Annotated in this window: 16 protein-coding genes and 1 pseudogene; 6 read left to right on the top strand and 11 right to left on the bottom strand. The window is 57.4% G+C overall.

Going from position 1 to position 17,954, the window contains the following annotated elements; translation table 11 throughout:
- Positions 1 to 4 precede the first annotated feature (4 nt).
- The 5 genes from ACOZ32_RS12710 to kdpF are packed head-to-tail and all read right to left on the bottom strand — an operon-like array spanning position 5 to position 5,474.
- A complete protein-coding gene (locus tag ACOZ32_RS12710) occupies positions 5 to 823 on the bottom strand; it encodes a universal stress protein (RefSeq protein ID WP_010904059.1) in 819 nt (272 codons plus the stop codon).
- Positions 823 to 1,473: a potassium-transporting ATPase subunit KdpC gene (gene kdpC / locus ACOZ32_RS12705; RefSeq protein WP_010904058.1), complete on the bottom strand. Its 651-nt coding sequence runs from the start codon at positions 1,471 to 1,473 to the stop codon at positions 823 to 825. The genes ACOZ32_RS12710 and kdpC overlap by 1 nt, the downstream gene beginning before the upstream one ends.
- Positions 1,473 to 3,632 carry a potassium-transporting ATPase subunit KdpB gene (kdpB, locus tag ACOZ32_RS12700; RefSeq protein WP_010904057.1) on the bottom strand — a complete coding sequence of 720 codons (2,160 nt, stop codon included), beginning with the start codon at positions 3,630 to 3,632 and terminating at the stop codon, positions 1,473 to 1,475. The genes kdpC and kdpB overlap by 1 nt, the downstream gene beginning before the upstream one ends.
- Position 3,633: 1 nt before the next feature.
- Positions 3,634 to 5,382, bottom strand: a complete 1,749-nt coding sequence (gene kdpA, locus ACOZ32_RS12695) for a potassium-transporting ATPase subunit KdpA (protein WP_010904056.1) — start codon at positions 5,380 to 5,382, stop codon at positions 3,634 to 3,636.
- A gap of 2 nt (positions 5,383 to 5,384) precedes the next feature.
- The gene (kdpF, locus tag ACOZ32_RS12690) at positions 5,385 to 5,474 is read right to left on the bottom strand and encodes a potassium-transporting ATPase subunit KdpF (RefSeq protein ID WP_012289616.1); all 90 of its coding nucleotides are present in this window, start codon (positions 5,472 to 5,474) and stop codon (positions 5,385 to 5,387) included.
- Positions 5,475 to 5,719: 245 nt separating this feature from the next.
- On the opposite strand from kdpF, the gene ACOZ32_RS12685 reads away from it, so the two are divergent.
- The gene (locus tag ACOZ32_RS12685) at positions 5,720 to 6,424 is read left to right on the top strand and encodes a potassium channel family protein (RefSeq protein ID WP_010904055.1); all 705 of its coding nucleotides are present in this window, start codon (positions 5,720 to 5,722) and stop codon (positions 6,422 to 6,424) included.
- 56 nt (positions 6,425 to 6,480) lie between these two features.
- Here the strand turns inward: ACOZ32_RS12685 and sph2 are convergent, their stop codons facing one another.
- Together sph2 and rdfA are read right to left on the bottom strand one after the other, a co-directional pair.
- Positions 6,481 to 8,433: an SMC-like protein Sph2 gene (sph2, locus tag ACOZ32_RS12680; RefSeq protein ID WP_227970948.1), complete on the bottom strand. Its 1,953-nt coding sequence runs from the start codon at positions 8,431 to 8,433 to the stop codon at positions 6,481 to 6,483.
- A gap of 60 nt (positions 8,434 to 8,493) precedes the next feature.
- The gene (gene rdfA / locus ACOZ32_RS12675; RefSeq protein WP_010904053.1) at positions 8,494 to 9,096 is read right to left on the bottom strand and encodes a rod-determining factor RdfA; all 603 of its coding nucleotides are present in this window, start codon (positions 9,094 to 9,096) and stop codon (positions 8,494 to 8,496) included.
- 184 nt (positions 9,097 to 9,280) lie between these two features.
- Between rdfA and ACOZ32_RS12670 the strand changes: the two are divergent.
- The 4 genes and pseudogenes from ACOZ32_RS12670 to ACOZ32_RS12655 form a co-directional block, all read left to right on the top strand.
- Positions 9,281 to 10,111: pseudogene (locus ACOZ32_RS12670) on the top strand (IS4-like element ISH5 family transposase); the annotation flags it as partial.
- Between the two features lie 69 nt (positions 10,112 to 10,180).
- Entirely contained in the window at positions 10,181 to 11,530 is a 1,350-nt protein-coding gene (locus ACOZ32_RS12665; RefSeq protein WP_012289547.1) for an IS4-like element ISH5 family transposase, read from the top strand.
- Between the two features lie 10 nt (positions 11,531 to 11,540).
- The gene (locus ACOZ32_RS12660) at positions 11,541 to 12,212 is read left to right on the top strand and encodes a hypothetical protein (protein ID WP_424335299.1); all 672 of its coding nucleotides are present in this window, start codon (positions 11,541 to 11,543) and stop codon (positions 12,210 to 12,212) included.
- Positions 12,213 to 14,414: 2,202 nt separating this feature from the next.
- Positions 14,415 to 15,029, top strand: coding sequence for a winged helix-turn-helix domain-containing protein (locus ACOZ32_RS12655; RefSeq protein ID WP_424335298.1), 615 nt, complete (start codon positions 14,415 to 14,417; stop codon positions 15,027 to 15,029).
- Between the two features lie 12 nt (positions 15,030 to 15,041).
- Here ACOZ32_RS12655 and ACOZ32_RS12650 read toward each other — a convergent pair whose 3' ends face one another.
- From ACOZ32_RS12650 to ACOZ32_RS12635, 4 genes are all read right to left on the bottom strand, one after another.
- Entirely contained in the window at positions 15,042 to 15,770 is a 729-nt protein-coding gene (locus ACOZ32_RS12650; RefSeq protein WP_424335297.1) for a hypothetical protein, read from the bottom strand.
- A 51-nt stretch (positions 15,771 to 15,821) separates the two neighbouring features.
- Positions 15,822 to 16,214 carry an HNH endonuclease gene (locus ACOZ32_RS12645; RefSeq protein WP_424335296.1) on the bottom strand — a complete coding sequence of 131 codons (393 nt, stop codon included), beginning with the start codon at positions 16,212 to 16,214 and terminating at the stop codon, positions 15,822 to 15,824.
- 229 nt (positions 16,215 to 16,443) lie between these two features.
- A complete protein-coding gene (locus ACOZ32_RS12640; protein ID WP_285255692.1) occupies positions 16,444 to 16,731 on the bottom strand; it encodes a hypothetical protein in 288 nt (95 codons plus the stop codon).
- A 113-nt stretch (positions 16,732 to 16,844) separates the two neighbouring features.
- Positions 16,845 to 17,345, bottom strand: coding sequence for a nucleotidyltransferase domain-containing protein (locus ACOZ32_RS12635; RefSeq protein ID WP_424335295.1), 501 nt, complete (start codon positions 17,343 to 17,345; stop codon positions 16,845 to 16,847).
- 200 nt (positions 17,346 to 17,545) lie between these two features.
- Between ACOZ32_RS12635 and ACOZ32_RS12630 the strand changes: the two genes are divergently transcribed.
- A complete protein-coding gene (locus ACOZ32_RS12630; protein ID WP_012289769.1) occupies positions 17,546 to 17,953 on the top strand; it encodes a DUF7344 domain-containing protein in 408 nt (135 codons plus the stop codon).
- Position 17,954: the final 1 nt, after the last annotated feature.

The following is a 17,954-nucleotide window of genomic DNA, read 5'->3' as shown; positions in this document are numbered from 1 at the left end:
GCCCTCAGGACTCCGGTGGCACCTCCCCCTGCCACTTGTGCATTAGAAGCGAGCACTGCGCTTCTTGCGCGATCTTGTCTGTCTTCCGGCCGAACAGCGTCTTCCGAAGCCACCACCCGCGTGAGGTCCCGATAACCATCACGTCGTAGTCCTCGGACAGTTGGCCGAGTGCGTCGACAGCACTGCTTGCGCTCTTGAGCTCAGTCTCAGCTTGAACCCCGTACTCGGCGAGCCGTTCGGCCGACTGATCGAGGAGGCCGCGTCCCTCCTCGTCCGTTCCCTCGTCGCCCGTGACGTACGTGAAGGTTATCGAGGCGCCAGTTCGTTGGCTCATGATCGCAAGCATTTGGAGGCGGTTTGCGTCGGGTTTGACGACCACTGGCACCAGTATCGAGTCAGTGTCTATCGGATCCCGGTCGGCACTGAAGACGATGACGTCACAGCCCGCCTTCCGAAGGAGCTTGTCGACGAGACTCGACACCGAGTCCTTGTCTGTCCACCCGATGAGGATGGCATCCGCTTCGTACTCCTCGGCTTCCTCCAGGATCCCGTCTAGGGCTGAGGAGGCCGTCCGGATCGTCCCTGTACTCTCGATCCCTTCTTCGCGAAGGGTGTGTTGGCTTTCGGCGACGCTATCGGACCCCGTGCGCCAGTTCTCTTGGCTTCCGACGAAACTCCGATCTGTCGTCACATGCGTGAACCGAACGGCACCGCGCCTCGGGTCTACGAGGATGCTCGACAGCTCGGTGAGCATGTTCGGATCCGACTTGTCGCCGACTGGAACGAGCACGCGCTCGTAACCGGTTTCGTTTCGTGCTGACATTAGTGGTCACCGTTCGCTATTTCGGACGCGTTCATATCGCTGTTCTGGTCAGTCTCGTTCTGCTCGTTGAGTGCGTCTCGGACCATGAGGTTGAGTTCGAGTACGTTCACACGCTCGTGACCCCAGATACCGAGCCACGGCTCCTTCGTCGCCTCGTCGATCATCTCGTTCAGGCGCTGCTCGGAGATGCCAGTCTGATTGGCAACTCGCAGCACCTGATACTCCGCCGCCGCCGGGGAAATGTGGGCGTCGTACGAGGAGCCCGACTCGGAGACGAGATTGACCGGGACGGAGTCGTCCGGAGTCTCGTACTGCGAGATGTTCTGGAGGTCCGCACGGACCCGCTCACTCAAGAGCGGATTCGTCGGGCCCCAGTTGGTGCTGGCAGACGTCATCGCGTTGTAATCGTTCGCCGAGGGACGCGACCAGAAGTACTGGACGTCCTCAGGCTGGCCGGGACGGAACTGCTGGCCGATCATCTGCGAGCCGACCGGCTGCTCTTGGCCGTCAACGTAGACGGGACTACCAGCGGAACTGTTCGGGAACACTGCATCACCGATGGCCATCAGCGACCCCTGGTAGAGCAGCCCGAAAACGAGCAGGCTCACACCGAGGAGCCGCAGTGGCACTGCGAGATCTTGGCGGTTCATTATTGGAACACCCCTAAGGCAACGAACAGCATGTCGATCGCCTTGATGAAGATGAACGGGGCGATGAGGCCACCGCCACCGTATACGATGAGGTTCTTCCGCAGCAGCTGTGCACCGCTCTGGGCTTTGTAATCAACACCACGGAGTGCGAGGGGAATAAGCAGCGGAATGATGAACGCGTTGTACATCAGCGTCGCCGTCACCGCGCTCGCTGGCGTGGACAGGTTCAAAATGTCCATCGCCCCCAGTCCGGGGATCGCGGCCGCGAGGATCGCCGGAAGCAACACGAAGTACTTCGCGACGTCGTTTGCGACCGAGAACGTCGTCAGCGACCCGCGAGTCATCAGTAGCTGCTTCCCGATACCGACGACCTCGATGATCTTCGAGGGGTTGGAGTCGAGGTCGACCATGTTACCGGCTTCCTTCGCAGCGTTCGTCCCTGCGTTCATTGCGAGGCCGACGTCGGCCTTCGCCAGTGCCGGGGCGTCGTTCGTCCCGTCGCCGGTCATACCGACGAGCTTCCCGTCGTCCTGGATGTCTTCCACGAGTTCGATTTTCTCCTCAGGGTCGAATTCCGCGTGGAATTCGTCGATGCCGACCTGATCGGCAACCCAGCGTGCCGTCCGTTGGTTGTCACCGGTCGCCATGATCGTCTCGACACCCATCTTCTGTATCTCCGCGATCCGATCGGCGATCCCCGGCTTCAGCTCGTCTTGCAGTTCGATGATGCCGACGACCTGCCCGTCGACGGCGATTGCCAGCGGCGTCCCGCCGCTCTCACTGATCGCGTTCGACTTCTGCCGGAGTTTCCCCGGCACGGTAGTCGCGTACTCTTCAACTGCGTCAACGGCACCCTTTCTGATCTCCGTCCCATCCGAAAGGTCGATTCCACTCATCCGCGTCTCCGCAGAGAACGGGACGAAGTTGCTTTCGGACAGCCCCTCGGCATCGAGGGTGACAGACACGTCACGAGGTGCGTCGACGGAATCGCCGGGTTCGTCGAGCTCCTCGGAAGCAGACTGTCCGCCGTCGGTCTGTACCTTCCCGTTCATCTTCTCAGCGAGCTTGACGATCGAACGACCCTCGGTCGTCTCGTCGTACAGTGACGACTGATAGCTCGCCCGGACGACGTCTGCGTCGTCCGCGTCACCGAGCGGGTGAAAGTCCTGTGCGACGCGCTCACCGGTCGTGATCGTCCCCGTCTTGTCGAGGATCAGCGCGTCGAGATCACCGGCTGCCTCGACTGCCCGTCCGGACTTCGCGATGACGTTGCGCCGCGTGACGCGAGTCATCCCGGCGACGCGAATGGCTGCCAGCAGCGCACCGATGGTGGTCGGCATGAGCGCGACGAGCAGCGCAACCAGTTCGGCGACGTCCAGGCCAGCGAATCCACCGACGAAGCTGGCGAGGTATTCGCCGAAGAAGAACATCGTTGCGACGGCGACGACGAACACGAGGGTCAGTCCACTCAAGAGGATCGTCATCGCGATCTCGTTCGGCGTCTTCTGCCGCTGAGCGTCCTCGACGAGGCCGATCATCTGGTCGAGGAACGATTCGCCCTCCTCGGAGGTCACTTCGACCTTGATCCGGTCGGAGAGCACTTCGGTCCCACCGACCACGGACGTCCGGTCACCGCCGGACTGGCGGATGACCGGTTCGGATTCGCCGGTGATCGCGGATTCGTCGACCGAGGCACTGCCTTCGACGACGGTCCCGTCGCGTGGGATGATGTCACCCTCGTCGACGAAGACGACCGCATCCTGCTCGATCTCAGTGCTCGCGACCACCTCGTAGTCGTCTTCGCTGATGTCTTCGATGTCGACGTCGTCGTTCTGGAGTAGTTTGCCCTCGGCTTCCGTCTGCAATGCACGGAGACTATCTGCCTGCGCTTCACCCTCCAGTTCCGCGTACGCCTCGGCGTAGTTCGCGAATATTACGGTGAAGCCAAGCAACACCGTGATGACCGCGTAGTACACGCGCGAGCCGGTCGCGCCGAACAGTCCCGGAGCGATCGTCATCACCAAGCCGATTATCGTCCCGAGTTCGACGACGAACAACACCGGGTTCTTAACCAGGTACTGCGGGTCCAGCTTGGCGAACGAATCGCTGATCGCCTGCTTCTGTTGGTCCGTGTCTATTGTGACTGTGATCTCTGCCATGTCAGATCCCTCCGCTCAGTAGTTCACCGATCGGGCCGAACACCAGCGCCGGCAGGAACACCAGCGCGCTAACGATGATGATGACACCGATCAGGAGTCCAACAAACGCCGGCGTGTCAGTGTCGAGAGACCCCTTTGATTCGGGGCTCACCTTCTTGTTGGCGAGATAGCCGGCGATCGCGAGCTGTGCTGTGATCGGAACGTACCGGGCCAGGAGCACCTGGACGCCGTTGACGAGGTTGAAAAACAGCGTCCCGTCGCCGAGCCCCTCGAACCCGCTCCCGTTGTTCGCGGATGCCGAGAAGAACTCGTAGAGCACCTCGGAGAACCCGCGGAACCCGGGGTTGTTCATCGAATCGATCGCGCCCTGGTACACGACGGCCGCTGCCTGCGGGATCAGTACCAGTATCGGGAGTACGAGGATAACGACGAAGACGTACCGCATCTCCTGCCACTCGAGCTTCTTCCCGAGGTACTGCGGGCGGCGGCCGATCATCAGCGCGCCGATGAAGGCAGTGAGGATGACGAACATCAGGATGTTCAACAGCCCCGTGCCAACACCGTTACTGATGTTGTTGGTGGCGAACGCGAACAGCAAGGAGAACGCACCGAGTGCGGTCCAGCTGTTGTGCATGCTGTTGACACCCCCATTCGTCGTACCCGTGGTCGACAGCCCCCAGATCGCACTGGCCGTCGGTCCGAAGCGTGTCTCCTTGCCCTCCATGTTCCCAACGGTCTGGTCGACGTGCAGGCCATTTCCAGTAACCACCATGCCGGCGTTCGTGCCGGTCTCACCGACGACCGCGACACCAGTGAGAGCCATGTAGATGACGAAGAACGCGGCCACGATTGCGACTCCGTGGCTTCGATTGCCGACCCACGCGCCCCACGCGTAGATTGCGCTGAACGTGCCGATCGGCATCGCCAGCGTCAGGACGAGGTTACTCAGGGGGGTAGGGTTCTCGAACGCTGTCGCCGCGTTCGCAGCGTTGATCCCACCGCCGTTCGTTCCGAACATCTTGATCGCCTCGATCCCCGCATGGGGGCCGATGCGGATGTTCTGGATGCCCATCGTGAACGTGTTTGCAGTGAGTTGGCCTCCCAGAATCGTCTGGACGGATCCCTCAGCCATCAGGATGATCGCGATGAGCAGCGAGATCGGGAGGAGGAACCGAACGAGCCCCCGAACGACGTTCTCGTAGAAGTTCCCGAGCCGCGGGTCCTCTTTGTTCGTGAACGCACGGGCGAACGCAGGCATGAGTGCCAGCCCGGTCGCGGGCGTCAAGAACATCGCGATTCCGATACCGAACGTGTGGGTGAACACCGAGAGGGTCTCACCGCTGTAGTGTTGCTGGTTCGTGTTCGAGGTGAACGAACTCGCGGTGTGGAATGCGAGGTCCCAGCTCTCACCGCCAACTCCGACGAAGTTCATCGGGAGGGCATCCTGGAACATCAACACAACGAACAACAACACCCAGATACACACGTTAAACACGAGTACCGCCTTTAGGTACCCTTTCCAGGTCATCTCCCGTCTCGGATTAATTCCGGACAGGCGATATAAGCCGTTCTCGATGGGTGTGAATATCTCGTCTAATCGTTCGAACCAGGACAAGTAACCCGGTGGTCGATGGTCGCTGTTCGCCTGTTCGCGGTACACCCACGCGAGGTACTCGCCGGCCACGAAAACGAGGACGGCAAGGATGGTGAAGAACACCGCGTACTCGACGATTGGTGGTGGACTCGCCATTGTTAGAACCTCGTTGGGTACATCATGACGTACGTCAGGTACGCCACGACCGCTACAGTCACTACTGCCAGTACCGCTTCGCCGATTAGCATGTGCAACTGGCCCGGATGATTTCTCCTTATTTATATTTGTCGGAGTATGGACGGAGTTTTACAACAAATTCAGTGTAAAGCCACGGTGGTGTACATCCCTTAATCCGAGCCCAACGCAACACTTCGCTTAAAAATAGCGTTCAGTGAGCCTCGATGTTTTCTTTCGCTCCCGATGAAGATGCTCGCTGCCACAGTTCTGGATCTACCAGTGTTTTATATTTCCCCTCCGCAAAGTCGATATCACTATGACGACAGTAATCGTTGGTGCCGGCAGAATAGGTTCGAGTGTAATCGAACTAGCGGCCGATGCCAACATCGGCGTCACTGTAATCGAACAGGAGCACGAGCGAGCTCACGAGTTTAAAGCGGACGAGAACTGCCACGTCATCCACGATGACGCCACCGAACGCGAAACGCTGCACGAGGCTGAGGTGGGCAACGCTGATGCAATCATCGCAACTACTGATCAAGACACCACGAACCTGATGGTGCTGATGTTAGCCCGTGAGTTGGGCTGTGAAACACTCGTCAGTGTTGTCCACGCGGAGGAAAACATTCCACTGTTTCGACAGCTAGGAGCCACTATCATCGAGAACCCACAACGATTGATCGCGGAATATCTGTTTCGAGGCACCCATGATCCGGGCATTCAGGGCTTCATGCACGTTGGCGATAGAGACGGTGGAGCTGAAGTCTTTGAGATCTCAGTTGCAGATGGGGCGCCAATCATCGGAAAGACGCTTGAACAGGCAGACGTCGCGGGGTTCCTTCCGCCCAGCATGGTTGTCGTTGCAGTCGAACGTGACGGTGAAATCATCATCCCCCGAGGTAACACACAGATAGAGACGGACGACCTCGTTACCGTGTTCTCCAAGGAGGGGATCATTAACGAGGTGGTTGAACCGTTCAAACCTGAAGCAAAACGGACCGGTGATTCTGATACGGAGTAGCATCCAGAGTGTTTTACAGCAATTCTGTTGTAAATCGAGTTGGGTCGTCGAATCCCTCACTCCTCCGAGGCGAAACTCGCGGGGACAACAGAAGTTTCGTCGCCACCGAGGGCGTCTGCATCCTCGGGAAGGAGAGCGACAATCAGATAAGGCGCATAATCAGCGAAGTAATCAACCAGCGCAGCGATCCGGTCGGCGTCGATTGCCTCCAGCGAATCCAACAACATCATCGGAATGACCTCGTAGACATCATGCACGAGATATCCCGCTAACGCTACTACTAGTCCCACTACTTCCCGTTCACTCTCACTGAGGCTCTGCACGGTATCCTCGTATCCACGCCCTTCATCAGTCTCGCGAACGACATGTAACTCGAATTTGGTCGCAGATCCACCTCGATACCCTCCGTGGCTCGAATTGAATTCTGCACCCTCTTTCCGTTCGATCCAGACACGGGCGATGTTCTTGTAGCGAAGCACATCCAAAATCTCCTCCATATGGTCATTGAATGCAGTGATTGCGCTCTCCTCGAGGTCCCGAATTTGGGTTCGTTGACTCACTAATTCTGCTTGAATCTCATCCTGCTGTGCCTGGAGTTGGTCTCGTTCGTTTTCAAGCCGGTCCAATTCCGCGAGCTCCTCTCGAACAGCAGATAACTCCTCCTCGAGTTGCCCCCGCTGGTATTCGAGTTCACTAAGCTGCTGGTACTGCTCGGTGAGTTCGCTCTCCTGCAGAGCTTCTCGCTCCGAGACAAACTCTTCGAGTTCAGAGAGTCGTTGGTGGACGTCTTCGCGCTCTTCGCTCAGTGATTCCAGAGTCTGGTCTCGTTGTGCAATCTCCGATGAAATCTCGCTAAGACGCTGTCCGATTTCGTCTCGTCGGTGGATTACCTCCTGCAACTCCTGCTGTGATTCACGCAGTTCCTCAATCTCTGTTTGCACCTCGGACCGCTCGGTCCGTTTCTCGTCAACGAGATCGCGGAGGTCGTCCAGCCGACCAGCAATTCGGTTTCGTTCGACTTCCGTTCCACATGTCCAACATTCGACGGTCTCCGACATTGGGTTGAGTTTCGAGACCGGTGACTCCGCTGCGTCTCCGGAACGAAGAAGGTCTGAATCAGCGTTTGAAACCAGATCTTCGTTGAAATCGACGATGGCAGAGAGGTCATTAATTGTCGTTGCAAGCGAGCGCTCGCGAGAAGTGAGTTCAGACAGCCTCGTTTCGATCCGTTTCAGTTCCTCCTCTGAGGTTTCAATAGCCTCTCGTTCCGTTTGGAGCTCGCTCTGCTCATCCCGCAAAGCTTCGCGTGTGTCTTCTTGGGTTCGGATTCGATTTGTGATCGATTCAAGCTCTTGCTTTCGCTCTTCCAACGACGTGAGTGCCTGTTCGATTTCCTCTGCTTCTTCCGGGTCGGCATCAAACTGTTCCAGTTGGTTCCGTAACTCCTCGATCTCTTGGTCACACTCGTCTAGGTCACTCACCAACGTTGTTTTTCGGCTCGTGAGCGACGTGCGTTGGTCGAGATCGTCTTCAATTGCTCTGATCCGCTGTCCGATTCGGTTTCGCTCGCTCTGGAGGTCCTCGATACGGCGCTGGATTGAACCAGTGTCGACAGGCCGCATAATCACGTCTCGCAAGTTTCCGTCCTGAACGATTGCCCGACGGGCAGGGTTCTCCGCGGTCAAACAAACGAACAGATCGACCAGATCACGACGCTCTGTGACAGGCTGACCGGCGGCTTGCACTGTCCCGTTCTTGCGTGTATACTGCTGGTCGTACGTGGTCCCATTGAACTCGAGCCGGACCTCTGCCTCTTGTTCGTCCCCCTTGAGTACGGGGGCGGTCCCTCCAAGCACACCAGCGAGACCGTTGAGGAGTGACGTTCTGCCTGTGGCGTTTCGCCCCCGTAAGACATTAACTCCGGGTTTGAACGTCACGTCGCACTGCGAGATACCGCCGATGTTTTCGGCGTATACAGAAACACGCCCGTCCGTGTCATGTTGGCTCATACGTTCCCCTACTCGACAGCGGTAAATAAGCGACACGGCATTCGTCTCCATACTGCTGGCTCACTTCGCATCGGTTTGACAGTCGCACCCCCGCTGTTCGAGGAACTCTCCGATCCGGTAGGTCCGTCCGCAGGCAGAACACCCCACTCGTACCGACAGAGTGATCTCAGCTGGGGTGTCGGATACATTTCCTGCGTTCCGAAGGCGTTCAATGGTTTGCTCGATCACACCTTCTGACCGTGCTTGAGCCCACTCGATGGTTTTTTGAGCATCGTCGACATCTACCGTCGATTTTCGCCCAGTATCGATTGCTTTGCAGTCGTGCAGATGGTTCCGAACCGTCTGATGGGAGACGAAGTCGCGCTCGACCGCCTCAACATCGATCCCGTTCCTGTCGAGTTTCGAGCGCAACTCTACCTGACGGCTTCGATTGACATCATCCCCCCTCAGGACATTATAGATACTATCTGCATCACCGACCACTTCTCGCGTTCCCGTATTGAGAGATTCTGAGAGAATCTGCTTGTTCAAATATGTAGCCAGGTCTCGAAGGCTATCGCCGTGATCCCGTCGCTCGATCAGCTTCGCGTCGATCTCTGAAATGTCGTAGTCGTCAGCGACGCGGACGATTTTACAACAAGGCTGGGTCTCCTCAGACGTCATTAATACACTCAAGCTCCCGCTATCTAACGAGTGTAACGGTTCTTAGCAGTGTTCGGCTCGACGTAAACCTGAGAGACGCACTTCCCCAATTGTTGCAGGATGGGGCATCCGTTCTAGTTTAGTGGAGAATCCTGTCGCTATCTGCTGATTAGATATCGTCGCAACTACCCGGTTGAGGAACCCGGTGGGAAGTGTGTACTCTCCACCGGACTCGGTAGTTGTTGACCGAATTCAAAGAGCGTTTCCCTCTGATGAGTTGCGCGAGCGCGCTCGCGCAACGAATCTCGTTGAGCGTGAGCGGAAGTTCGACATCGTTGCGCTGTTTTACACACTCTCGTTTGGCTTCGCTGCTGGCTCAGACCGCTCTCTGCAAGCATTTCTCGAACGCTATGTCGAGATGGCTGACTGCGACGACCTCTCTTACGCGGCGTTCCACGACTGGTTCGAACCGGGGTTCGTTGCACTCCTTCGAGAGATTCTCGATGATGCTATCGAGAATCTCGATACTGGACGAGCCGACTTGAGCGGACGTCTCGAACGCTTTCGAGACGTCCTCATTGCTGACGCGACTATTGTTTCGCTGTATCAAGACGCCGCTGATGTCTACGCCGCAACCGGCGAAGACCAGGCTGAACTGAAACTCCACCTCATCGAGTCACTCTCGACAGGTCTTCCAACACGGTTCCGCACAACCGACGGCACGACTCACGAACGGAGTCAGCTACCCACCGGAGAGTGGGTAGCTGACGCCCTCATCCTGCTTGATTTGGGCTTCTACGATTTCTGGTTGTTCGATCGTATCGACCAGAACGGCGGCTGGTTCGTCTCCCGCGTCAAGGACAACGCGAACTTCGAGATTGTCGAAGAACTGCGGACTTGGCGAGGCAACAGCATTCCGCTGGAAGGAGAGTCGCTGCAGGCCGTCCTCGACGACCTGCAGCGACAGGAGATCGACGTCCGCATCACGCTTTCATTCGAGCGCAAACGAGGGTCGGGCGCCAGCGCCATCCGTTCTAGTTTAGTGGAGAATCCTGTCGCTATCTGCTGATTAGATATCGTCGCAACTACCCGGTTGAGGAACCCGGTGGGAAGTGTGTACTCTCCACCGGACTCGGTAGTTGTTGACCGAATTCAAAGAGCGTTTCCCTCTGATGAGTTGCGCGAGCGCGCTCGCGCAACGAATCTCGTTGAGCGTGAGCGGAAGTTCGACATCGTTGCGCTGTTTTACACACTCTCGTTTGGCTTCGCTGCTGGCTCAGACCGCTCTCTGCAAGCATTTCTCGAACGCTATGTCGAGATGGCTGACTGCGACGACCTCTCTTACGCGGCGTTCCACGACTGGTTCGAACCGGGGTTCGTTGCACTCCTTCGAGAGATTCTCGATGATGCTATCGAGAATCTCGATACTGGACGAGCCGACTTGAGCGGACGTCTCGAACGCTTTCGAGACGTCCTCATTGCTGACGCGACTATTGTTTCGCTGTATCAAGACGCCGCTGATGTCTACGCCGCAACCGGCGAAGACCAGGCTGAACTGAAACTCCACCTCATCGAGTCACTCTCGACAGGTCTTCCAACACGGTTCCGCACAACCGACGGCACGACTCACGAACGGAGTCAGCTACCCACCGGAGAGTGGGTAGCTGACGCCCTCATCCTGCTTGATTTGGGCTTCTACGATTTCTGGTTGTTCGATCGTATCGACCAGAACGGCGGCTGGTTCGTCTCCCGCGTCAAGGACAACGCGAACTTCGAGATTGTCGAAGAACTGCGGACTTGGCGAGGCAACAGCATTCCGCTGGAAGGAGAGTCGCTGCAGGCCGTCCTCGACGACCTGCAGCGACAGGAGATCGACGTCCGCATCACGCTTTCATTCGAGCGCAAACGAGGGTCGGGCGCCAGCGCGACCCGGACGTTTCGACTGGTCGGCCTGCGCAACGAGGAGACCGAAGAGTACCATCTGTATCTGACGAATCTCGGCAACGACGACTACAGCGCGCCCGATATCGCGCAGCTCTATCGGGCGCGCTGGGAGGTCGAACTGCTGTTCAAGGAGTTGAAGTCGCGGTTCGGCCTGGACGAGATCAACACGACCGACGCCTACATCATTGAGGCGCTGATCATCATGGCGGCAATTTCGTTGATGATGAGTCGTGTGATCGTGGATGAGTTACGGTCGCTTGAGGCAAGACAGCGTGAGGTCGAAGCCGCCGCAGACGCCGACGAGTCGGCGTCGCGGCTCCCTCGCCGTCGCTGTTCGCTAGCCGTTGAACGGCACGCTCATCTGATCCAGCTGTATCTCATGGTCGAGTTGGGCTACGAACTGCCGGATTTGGACGAACTGTTGCTGTGGGCATCACGAAATCCAAATCCACACAGAGATCGGTTACGTGAGCAGGTTGAACGAGGTGAGTTCGGCTTTGGCCGCCACTAAACTAGAACGAATGGGCCTCTCGCATAAGCATCTCGCGTATCTCGAGTTGGTCTTCGATGCGCTCACGGACGGCGTCGACGGGTACAACCTCGGCAAATCGATGAAGGCGCTGAACTTCAGCGAAGCCAGCGACGACCTGGAAGCGAAAGGGTATCTGGAGAAAGAATACCTCGGCAATCGGCAGGTGTACTACAGGCCGACGAAGAAAGCAGAGGCCACCGTCGACCGGACGTTCTCCCCCACAGATGGCGGGGAGAAAGGCAACGAGAGTCTCACCCATCGGATCGGCGTGCGTCTGGCCGCGACCTACTACGAACAACAAGGCTACGACGTCCATATGTACCACAGTCCGGACGGCGACTCAAACGTCTACGACGTGTACGCCACCCCAACGAAGGAATCGCCCGACGACCGTCGGAAGGTCGTCGAGGTCGAAACGTCCCCCGAGAAGCGCGGGCACGTCGAAGGCGACTACGACAAGCTCGCAGAAGCCTACGGAGACGGTGTCTGGGTGGCAGAGAACCAGAAGGGTGTTCGGCGGCTCGTCAAATCGCTCTCGGAGAAGCTCGAATCCAACCCGCCACAGGATGGGAGCCTCGCTACCATCAACGAGCACCTGGACTCTGACGGTGCCCACGAACTCCTGAGCATCAACGACCTCCGAGACGAAGTCGAACAGTAGTCCCCTTCGACGCAGTTTCGTTCTCTGCACAACGCTTTCTCAACGCCGTTCTCAGACCGACCTCAACAGTGACCACACGGCTGGCCCACAACGGAACCCCCAAAGCGCTCGGCATCTGACCACTACTCCGCTGGACGAGTCCCCAACGTGTAACCAGTCGAATCGCGAGTGCTCACAGCGGGCAGTCAGTCACCATCGACGGAACTACTATCAGATTCCGTATGTATGGGGCAGATTCGGAGGAACTAATTACGGCACGGGTGCGTGATTCAGCGTCCTTCTAATCAAATCACTAATCACGGGACAGCAGTACGATTGGGTAGGTTCGTAATCACTGCCCGAAATCAGCGCTCAGATTTTCGTAATTACCGCACGGCGTCACGATAGGGCATATTCGTAATCACTTCGCTAATCACCGGACGGCGTCCGGTTTCGGGGGTGTTGTAATCACGCGGCTTCGGCGGCGGTTACGGCAGCGATCTGGTTTTCGCTCGCTCGGTAATTACGGTACGGCGTTGGGGTTGCCATCATCTGTAACTACTTCTGTAATCACAGTACGGGGGCAGGATTTGGGGGGTTCGTAATCAGCCGCGACAACGGCGGCTAACACCTCGATAATTACCAGACGGCGTGGCGATACGACCACTTCGTGATTACTTTCGAGGTCGCCGGCCCAATTTCATAATCACGGTACGGGGGCGTGGTTCGAGGGGTCTGTAATCAGGCCACACCACCACACGATTTTGTCTGATGGGGTAGTTACGGCACGAGAGGGCTTTAGAGAATCTCTAATATAGCACAGAATTGCTCCTGATGGGGTGAGCCAATTCACACAAATAGGGTCCAAGGGAGTTACCTACTCAGGGGTAGTCGCGTAGCGAGGGGTGCAGGCGGAGCCGAGGAGAGACGAGGATTGGGTGGGGGGTGTCGATGGGTGGGACTACCAGTCTGCTGACAGAGGTGGAGGGGACCCTGGCCGAGCGTCTGGGAGGGAGGGACAGGAGGCTTCGAGAACGGACTGTAGGGGGCTGGCGGAGAGGACGGGGATTCGGTGGTCGATGCTGGAGGAGACGGGAGGCGATCGACGAGGCGACGGCAGCGGCAGCTTCAGCGACGACCGGGACAGCGACGACGACAGCGGACGCGGGGGCGGGGCGGTTGGCGGCGGCGACGGCGAGAGGGGGGAGTGGGGCGTGGTCGCGCTCGGTGGGGGGTTCGGTTTGGATGCGCTCGGTGGAGGGTTCAGTCTGAGTGCGCTCGAGGAAGGTGGGGCGTGTGTCGCGGGAGGGGAGGGTGGAGCGGTGGTCGGGGGCGAGACGCAGGAGGAGGATTCGGGCGCGTGTCGCGAGGGGGGGTTCGGGCTGGTCGCGACGGGAGGGGAGTTCGGGACGAGACGCGAGAAGGGGAGTTCGGGACGAGACGCGAGAAGGGGAGTTCGGGTTGGGGCGCGACGGGAGGAGAGGCGGAGTCGCGTTTCATCTCGCAGACGGGGTGTTACGAGAACGCGGGAGTGACGGCGAGGGCGACAGGACAGGACGGGGACCGGCAGCGACAGCATCTGCGAGGGGGGACGGCAGCGGCGGCTTCTGCGACGACCGGGACCGGAACAGCAACGACGACCGCGACGGCGACAGCAGGTGGGCGAGGTTTGAGTGCGGAGACGCGGGCCGCGATTCGACCGAGCGTTTCGAAGGTGCGGTTGGGAGACGAGGTCCGCGATCGGGGACAGCATCCTCGAGGAGGACGCCGGCAGCTTCAGCGACGACCGGGGCCGGGACAGCATTAGCGACGACCGGAACGGCGACGGCGACAGCAGAAGGATGAGGAGGGAGTTGTATCGGGGGACGTCGCGAGCGACGTCCGAGAGGGACCGCACCGCAAACAGCACCGCAGGGGAGACCGCACCGAGAAGAGCGTCGACGGTTCAACGTCGACGAGACCCGGACCGTGTTCAGGACGGTCCGAGACGGGGAGCGTAGCCTGGCGGGGGCCACGCTGTGGGAGACACTTCTGGGGCGTCGAAGTGTCTGGGGCGCTGGGGCTTCAGGGGGGATGGTGGGTGGTGGGTGAGCGGAGCGAGGGACACTCCCCCCGGTTGCCGTAGGCGGAGAGTGTTGGAAAGAGTACCCCACCGTTTCGTTTGGACCTGAACTATACGACTAATAAGTAATAAGTTATAAGCCACCTTTGGTTTTCGTAGCGATGGAGCTGAACGCGACAGATCGACAAATACTGACCAAACTTAGGGAAGGGCGTGTGTCGCCGAGTTACTTGGCCGCGGAACTCGAAAAGCAACAACCCTACATCAGCCAACGGTTGTCCCACCTTCTGGAAAGTGGATGTATCGTCCGAGTCCATCGTGGCCTCTATGGTCACAGTACGACCGAAGGTGAATCGATCAATGTGGATACAGCGACTGAGCAGTTCTCTGATAAGGAACTGATAGAAGGACCACCACAGTCAGCTGCCGGATCTACACAGGGTTCTGAAGAGGTCCAAACTCAGCCATCACCTTCCGATGAGTTTGACATAGAGTCTCTAGTAGACCAGATCTCTCTTGTCCAAGAAGACGAGACGCGGGAGGTCACACAGATTCTTCAGCTACTAACCGAGCGTCTTCGGGAGTCGGAGTACGAAACGCGAGCGAGTCTCGAGCGATATCTTGATCGGCAGGATGTTGATCTGCCGACACGAGGATTCCCGCAGTTTTGGCAATTTTATCTCTCCGGCGGCGAGCTATTGACACGTATTCCCAGAGTCACCGCAAAGCAAGACGGCAGTGCGACGAGGTATGTCTATACCGAGTCGGCTGAGTAGCGAGCCGACTCTTCAGGTGTCTTTCTGGAGAAAGAACGGCAGATAGTTCCAACTATGTACATACTCTTCGCTAGGAGTATAGTACAACGCAGCTGGGGGGTATTCTTCGAGAGCCGCATCTTCCATTTGTTCTGGGTCATCGAGTACCGATGAGAGAAGCGCCCCAATCCCGACATCGCTCTCAGAGTCGTGGTACTTTACAAATTTCCAGAGGACTCTGAGTGCGGTCTCACTAGCAGTGTGCTCGAGTTTCGGAATCTGGTTGGAGTTAGCTGTTTTCGTCGCTTCTTCGGAGCGGCCAGTACGGAGCGGATCCTTGTTCTGTCGATCGTGGAATAGTTTCCCCGCCCTCGAATAATCGGTGGCAAGCAAAACGGCGTCAACAGTAATCGGTCGTCCATCGACCGAATAGCCCTCTTTGCCTCGAGTGAGAGCTCTCCAATATTTGAACACAGTATAGATTGACTCATAGATATCAGTCCCGTCATCAGCTACCTGAGTTCTAAGCACGTACGTGTACGAGGGTCCCTCGATGAGGAGATTAGGCTTAAAGCGGCGATCGTTTTCAAATGTGCCATCAGTGTACGATTTTTGCTCACGAGAGTACACACTCACGTCATCGGATCGAATCCAGTCAGAAAGGCTGGCGTGAAACTGGCCTGTTTTACCAAGTTCGGATCGGTCAATACCACCCCCAAAATCCGAAAGGTCTGTCATTAGCCATTTTTCGAGGCTACTCATACTATAGATTCGGGTCAACTTGGAGGTCCAGATTGGCCAACCAGTATTGGATTAGGGAATTTCCGTCACTCCAGCGCTGCCATCATCATCATCATCGTCGTCATCATCGAGATATTTTACTGCCTCTGGGATGCCCCCTTCATCTCCGTACAGCCGCTCAGCGAGATCTCGGGTGAGATGGGGACCGTTGTATGGGAGATCTGTGTGCTGGTTCCAGACGCTTCGGTGCTCGACGTACAGTTGTCGGTGCCACTGCCGGTATGGCGGTTCGTCGGTTCGGTGAATATGGAGGTGGCAACTCTGGCAGACAGGGATCCCATTTTCCGGCCGGTTGTCCGTCTGATCGCCGTTCAGGTGGTGAACTGAGAGCTCTTGACTGCGATCATACCCATTCTCCGGTGAGCGGCCACAGACGATACATTCCAGTCCGTGTTCGTCGAACACTGCTTCGCGAAAGTTTCGCGGGCTCATAGGAAACCTTTCAGTTGCGTTGGTATTGTTTGCACTTCCTGCAAAGTCTGCTCTGTACGGCGGTTTCGACGGGCGAGTATTGAAAACAGAGTCTCAGAATCGATCTGGGAATCTGCTCATCCACTACTGTTCCCTTGGAGGATCAATATTCTTCGAAGAAATCAAGGACAAAACGGCACTCATCTCGAGAGTCAGCCGGCCACTAAAGCTCTCGAATGAGTTCCGGTACCGCAGCCACAGCAGCCGCTTCAGTATTGTACGTCTTGTTCGCTTCAGGGAGCTCAGAGACATCGAGCTCGCCGTCTTCTCGGATATCAAGAATGGGGTAGATCTGGACGGAATGGGTCTGTAAACCATCCGAAGAGATGACGCCCTCATAGCCGTTTTCTGCGTGTTCGGTACCAAACCAGCGTGTGTAGTAGGTCGCGCCTCGATTCCCACTCCACCACTCCCAGGTTTCGGGGAGGTCTGGATACTCAATTTCGGGCATTACTATTCTAGTATCAGGAATATCGACGCAAAAATTGGTCGATGCCGCTACCGATGAGGACAACCACGAACACACGTACCGTTGAGACAGACGCTCGGTACGCTCCGTACCGACTACGCGTTGTCGCTGCTCACTTCCAACAGGTACTCCTCAACGGTCTCAAAGCCGTCAGTGGTGTAGAGTGGGTTACCCGAAACGACGATCTCTCGGATTGCTGCTGTGTAATCGGGAATCGAATTAACCGACTCAACATCAATATCGTAGGCATATCTGTCCCCGTCAAACACCCGCTCTTCGAGCTCGCGAGCAACAGCGTTCGCCTCGCGTTGGTTCACAGCACGCCCAGACCGGGTGAGCACCCAGAGATCAATATCGCTTCGGCGGTCTGCTTCGCATCGAGCGACACTCCCGTACAGGATGATGCCGACGAGATTGTCTACTAGAACTGAAATTCCCGCAGAGATGCCCAGACTGATTTGTATCCCCCGATGGGAGTGCGGGCTTTCAACACCAGAAAGTCTGCAGTTATGAACGAACAACGAGAACCATCTACCATATGCGTAGACCCGATGTCGTTGTATCGATTGCACAGACACCCACCTCAGAAGAATCATCCAACGTACGTCTCAGGATTCGAGATTCAATTCGTTACCTCGACAGGTGCTCGGTGTCGATATCGATTCGAGCCGCGTCACATAGCACCCGAATGGTGGCGCTTCGAAGACGAATGGACGGGAACCGCCTGGCGACCAATCGGTCGTGAACCAGTACAGACGGTCACCCTCCGTCTGTCGGAGACAACGAGAACACACAGATGAGCGATGACATCTATGACGGCCCCGGAGAAGCATCTGAACTCTCCCTCTGTGAGCAGTCGGATATCTTCTATCTGTTGAGCCACCATCGGAAACGAGGAGTGCTTCTCGCAATTGCGATGGCACCGTGGGGACACGTTCACCTGCGGCAGGTCGCCGAAATCATCGCTGCACTCGAAGCAGACACAGAACCGCGAGGCGTGTCAACCCAACAGGTGACGAACGTTCGAACCAACCTGAAACGATCACACCTAGAACCACTCTGTGATGCAGGACTAATCGAGTGGGACACAGACTGTAGCGATCGGCTGGTACCAGGACCAGGATTCAGCCGGGGCATTCGAACGCTGATGGCTGGCGGCTATTCTCTGAGTCAACCGCCCTCCAACCCACAGACCGAGCAGTGAT

Origin of the sequence: Halobacterium sp. MBLA0001 (assembly GCF_049705385.1) — an archaeon.
GTDB lineage: Archaea > Halobacteriota > Halobacteria > Halobacteriales > Halobacteriaceae > Halobacterium > Halobacterium salinarum.
Note: the sequence above shows the minus strand (reverse complement) of the source record. Positions and strands in the feature narration are given on the sequence as shown.

Bases quoted from the DNA above. Each gene is read 5' to 3' on its own strand.
- ACOZ32_RS12710 (WP_010904059.1), bottom strand. From the start codon at position 823: ATGTCAGCACGAAACGAAACCGGTTACGAGCGCGTGCTCGTTCCAGTC.
- kdpC (WP_010904058.1), bottom strand. From the start codon at position 1,473: ATGAACCGCCAAGATCTCGCAGTGCCACTGCGGCTCCTCGGTGTGAGC.
- kdpB (WP_010904057.1), bottom strand. From the start codon at position 3,632: ATGGCAGAGATCACAGTCACAATAGACACGGACCAACAGAAGCAGGCG.
- kdpA (WP_010904056.1), bottom strand. From the start codon at position 5,382: ATGGCGAGTCCACCACCAATCGTCGAGTACGCGGTGTTCTTCACCATC.
- kdpF (WP_012289616.1), bottom strand. From the start codon at position 5,474: ATGCTAATCGGCGAAGCGGTACTGGCAGTAGTGACTGTAGCGGTCGTG.
- ACOZ32_RS12685 (WP_010904055.1), top strand. From the start codon at position 5,720: ATGACGACAGTAATCGTTGGTGCCGGCAGAATAGGTTCGAGTGTAATC.
- sph2 (WP_227970948.1), bottom strand. From the start codon at position 8,433: ATGAGCCAACATGACACGGACGGGCGTGTTTCTGTATACGCCGAAAAC.
- rdfA (WP_010904053.1), bottom strand. From the start codon at position 9,096: ATGACGTCTGAGGAGACCCAGCCTTGTTGTAAAATCGTCCGCGTCGCT.
- ACOZ32_RS12660 (WP_424335299.1), top strand. From the start codon at position 11,541: ATGGGCCTCTCGCATAAGCATCTCGCGTATCTCGAGTTGGTCTTCGAT.
- ACOZ32_RS12655 (WP_424335298.1), top strand. From the start codon at position 14,415: ATGGAGCTGAACGCGACAGATCGACAAATACTGACCAAACTTAGGGAA.
- ACOZ32_RS12650 (WP_424335297.1), bottom strand. From the start codon at position 15,770: ATGAGTAGCCTCGAAAAATGGCTAATGACAGACCTTTCGGATTTTGGG.
- ACOZ32_RS12640 (WP_285255692.1), bottom strand. From the start codon at position 16,731: ATGCCCGAAATTGAGTATCCAGACCTCCCCGAAACCTGGGAGTGGTGG.
- ACOZ32_RS12635 (WP_424335295.1), bottom strand. From the start codon at position 17,345: ATGATTCTTCTGAGGTGGGTGTCTGTGCAATCGATACAACGACATCGG.
- ACOZ32_RS12630 (WP_012289769.1), top strand. From the start codon at position 17,546: ATGAGCGATGACATCTATGACGGCCCCGGAGAAGCATCTGAACTCTCC.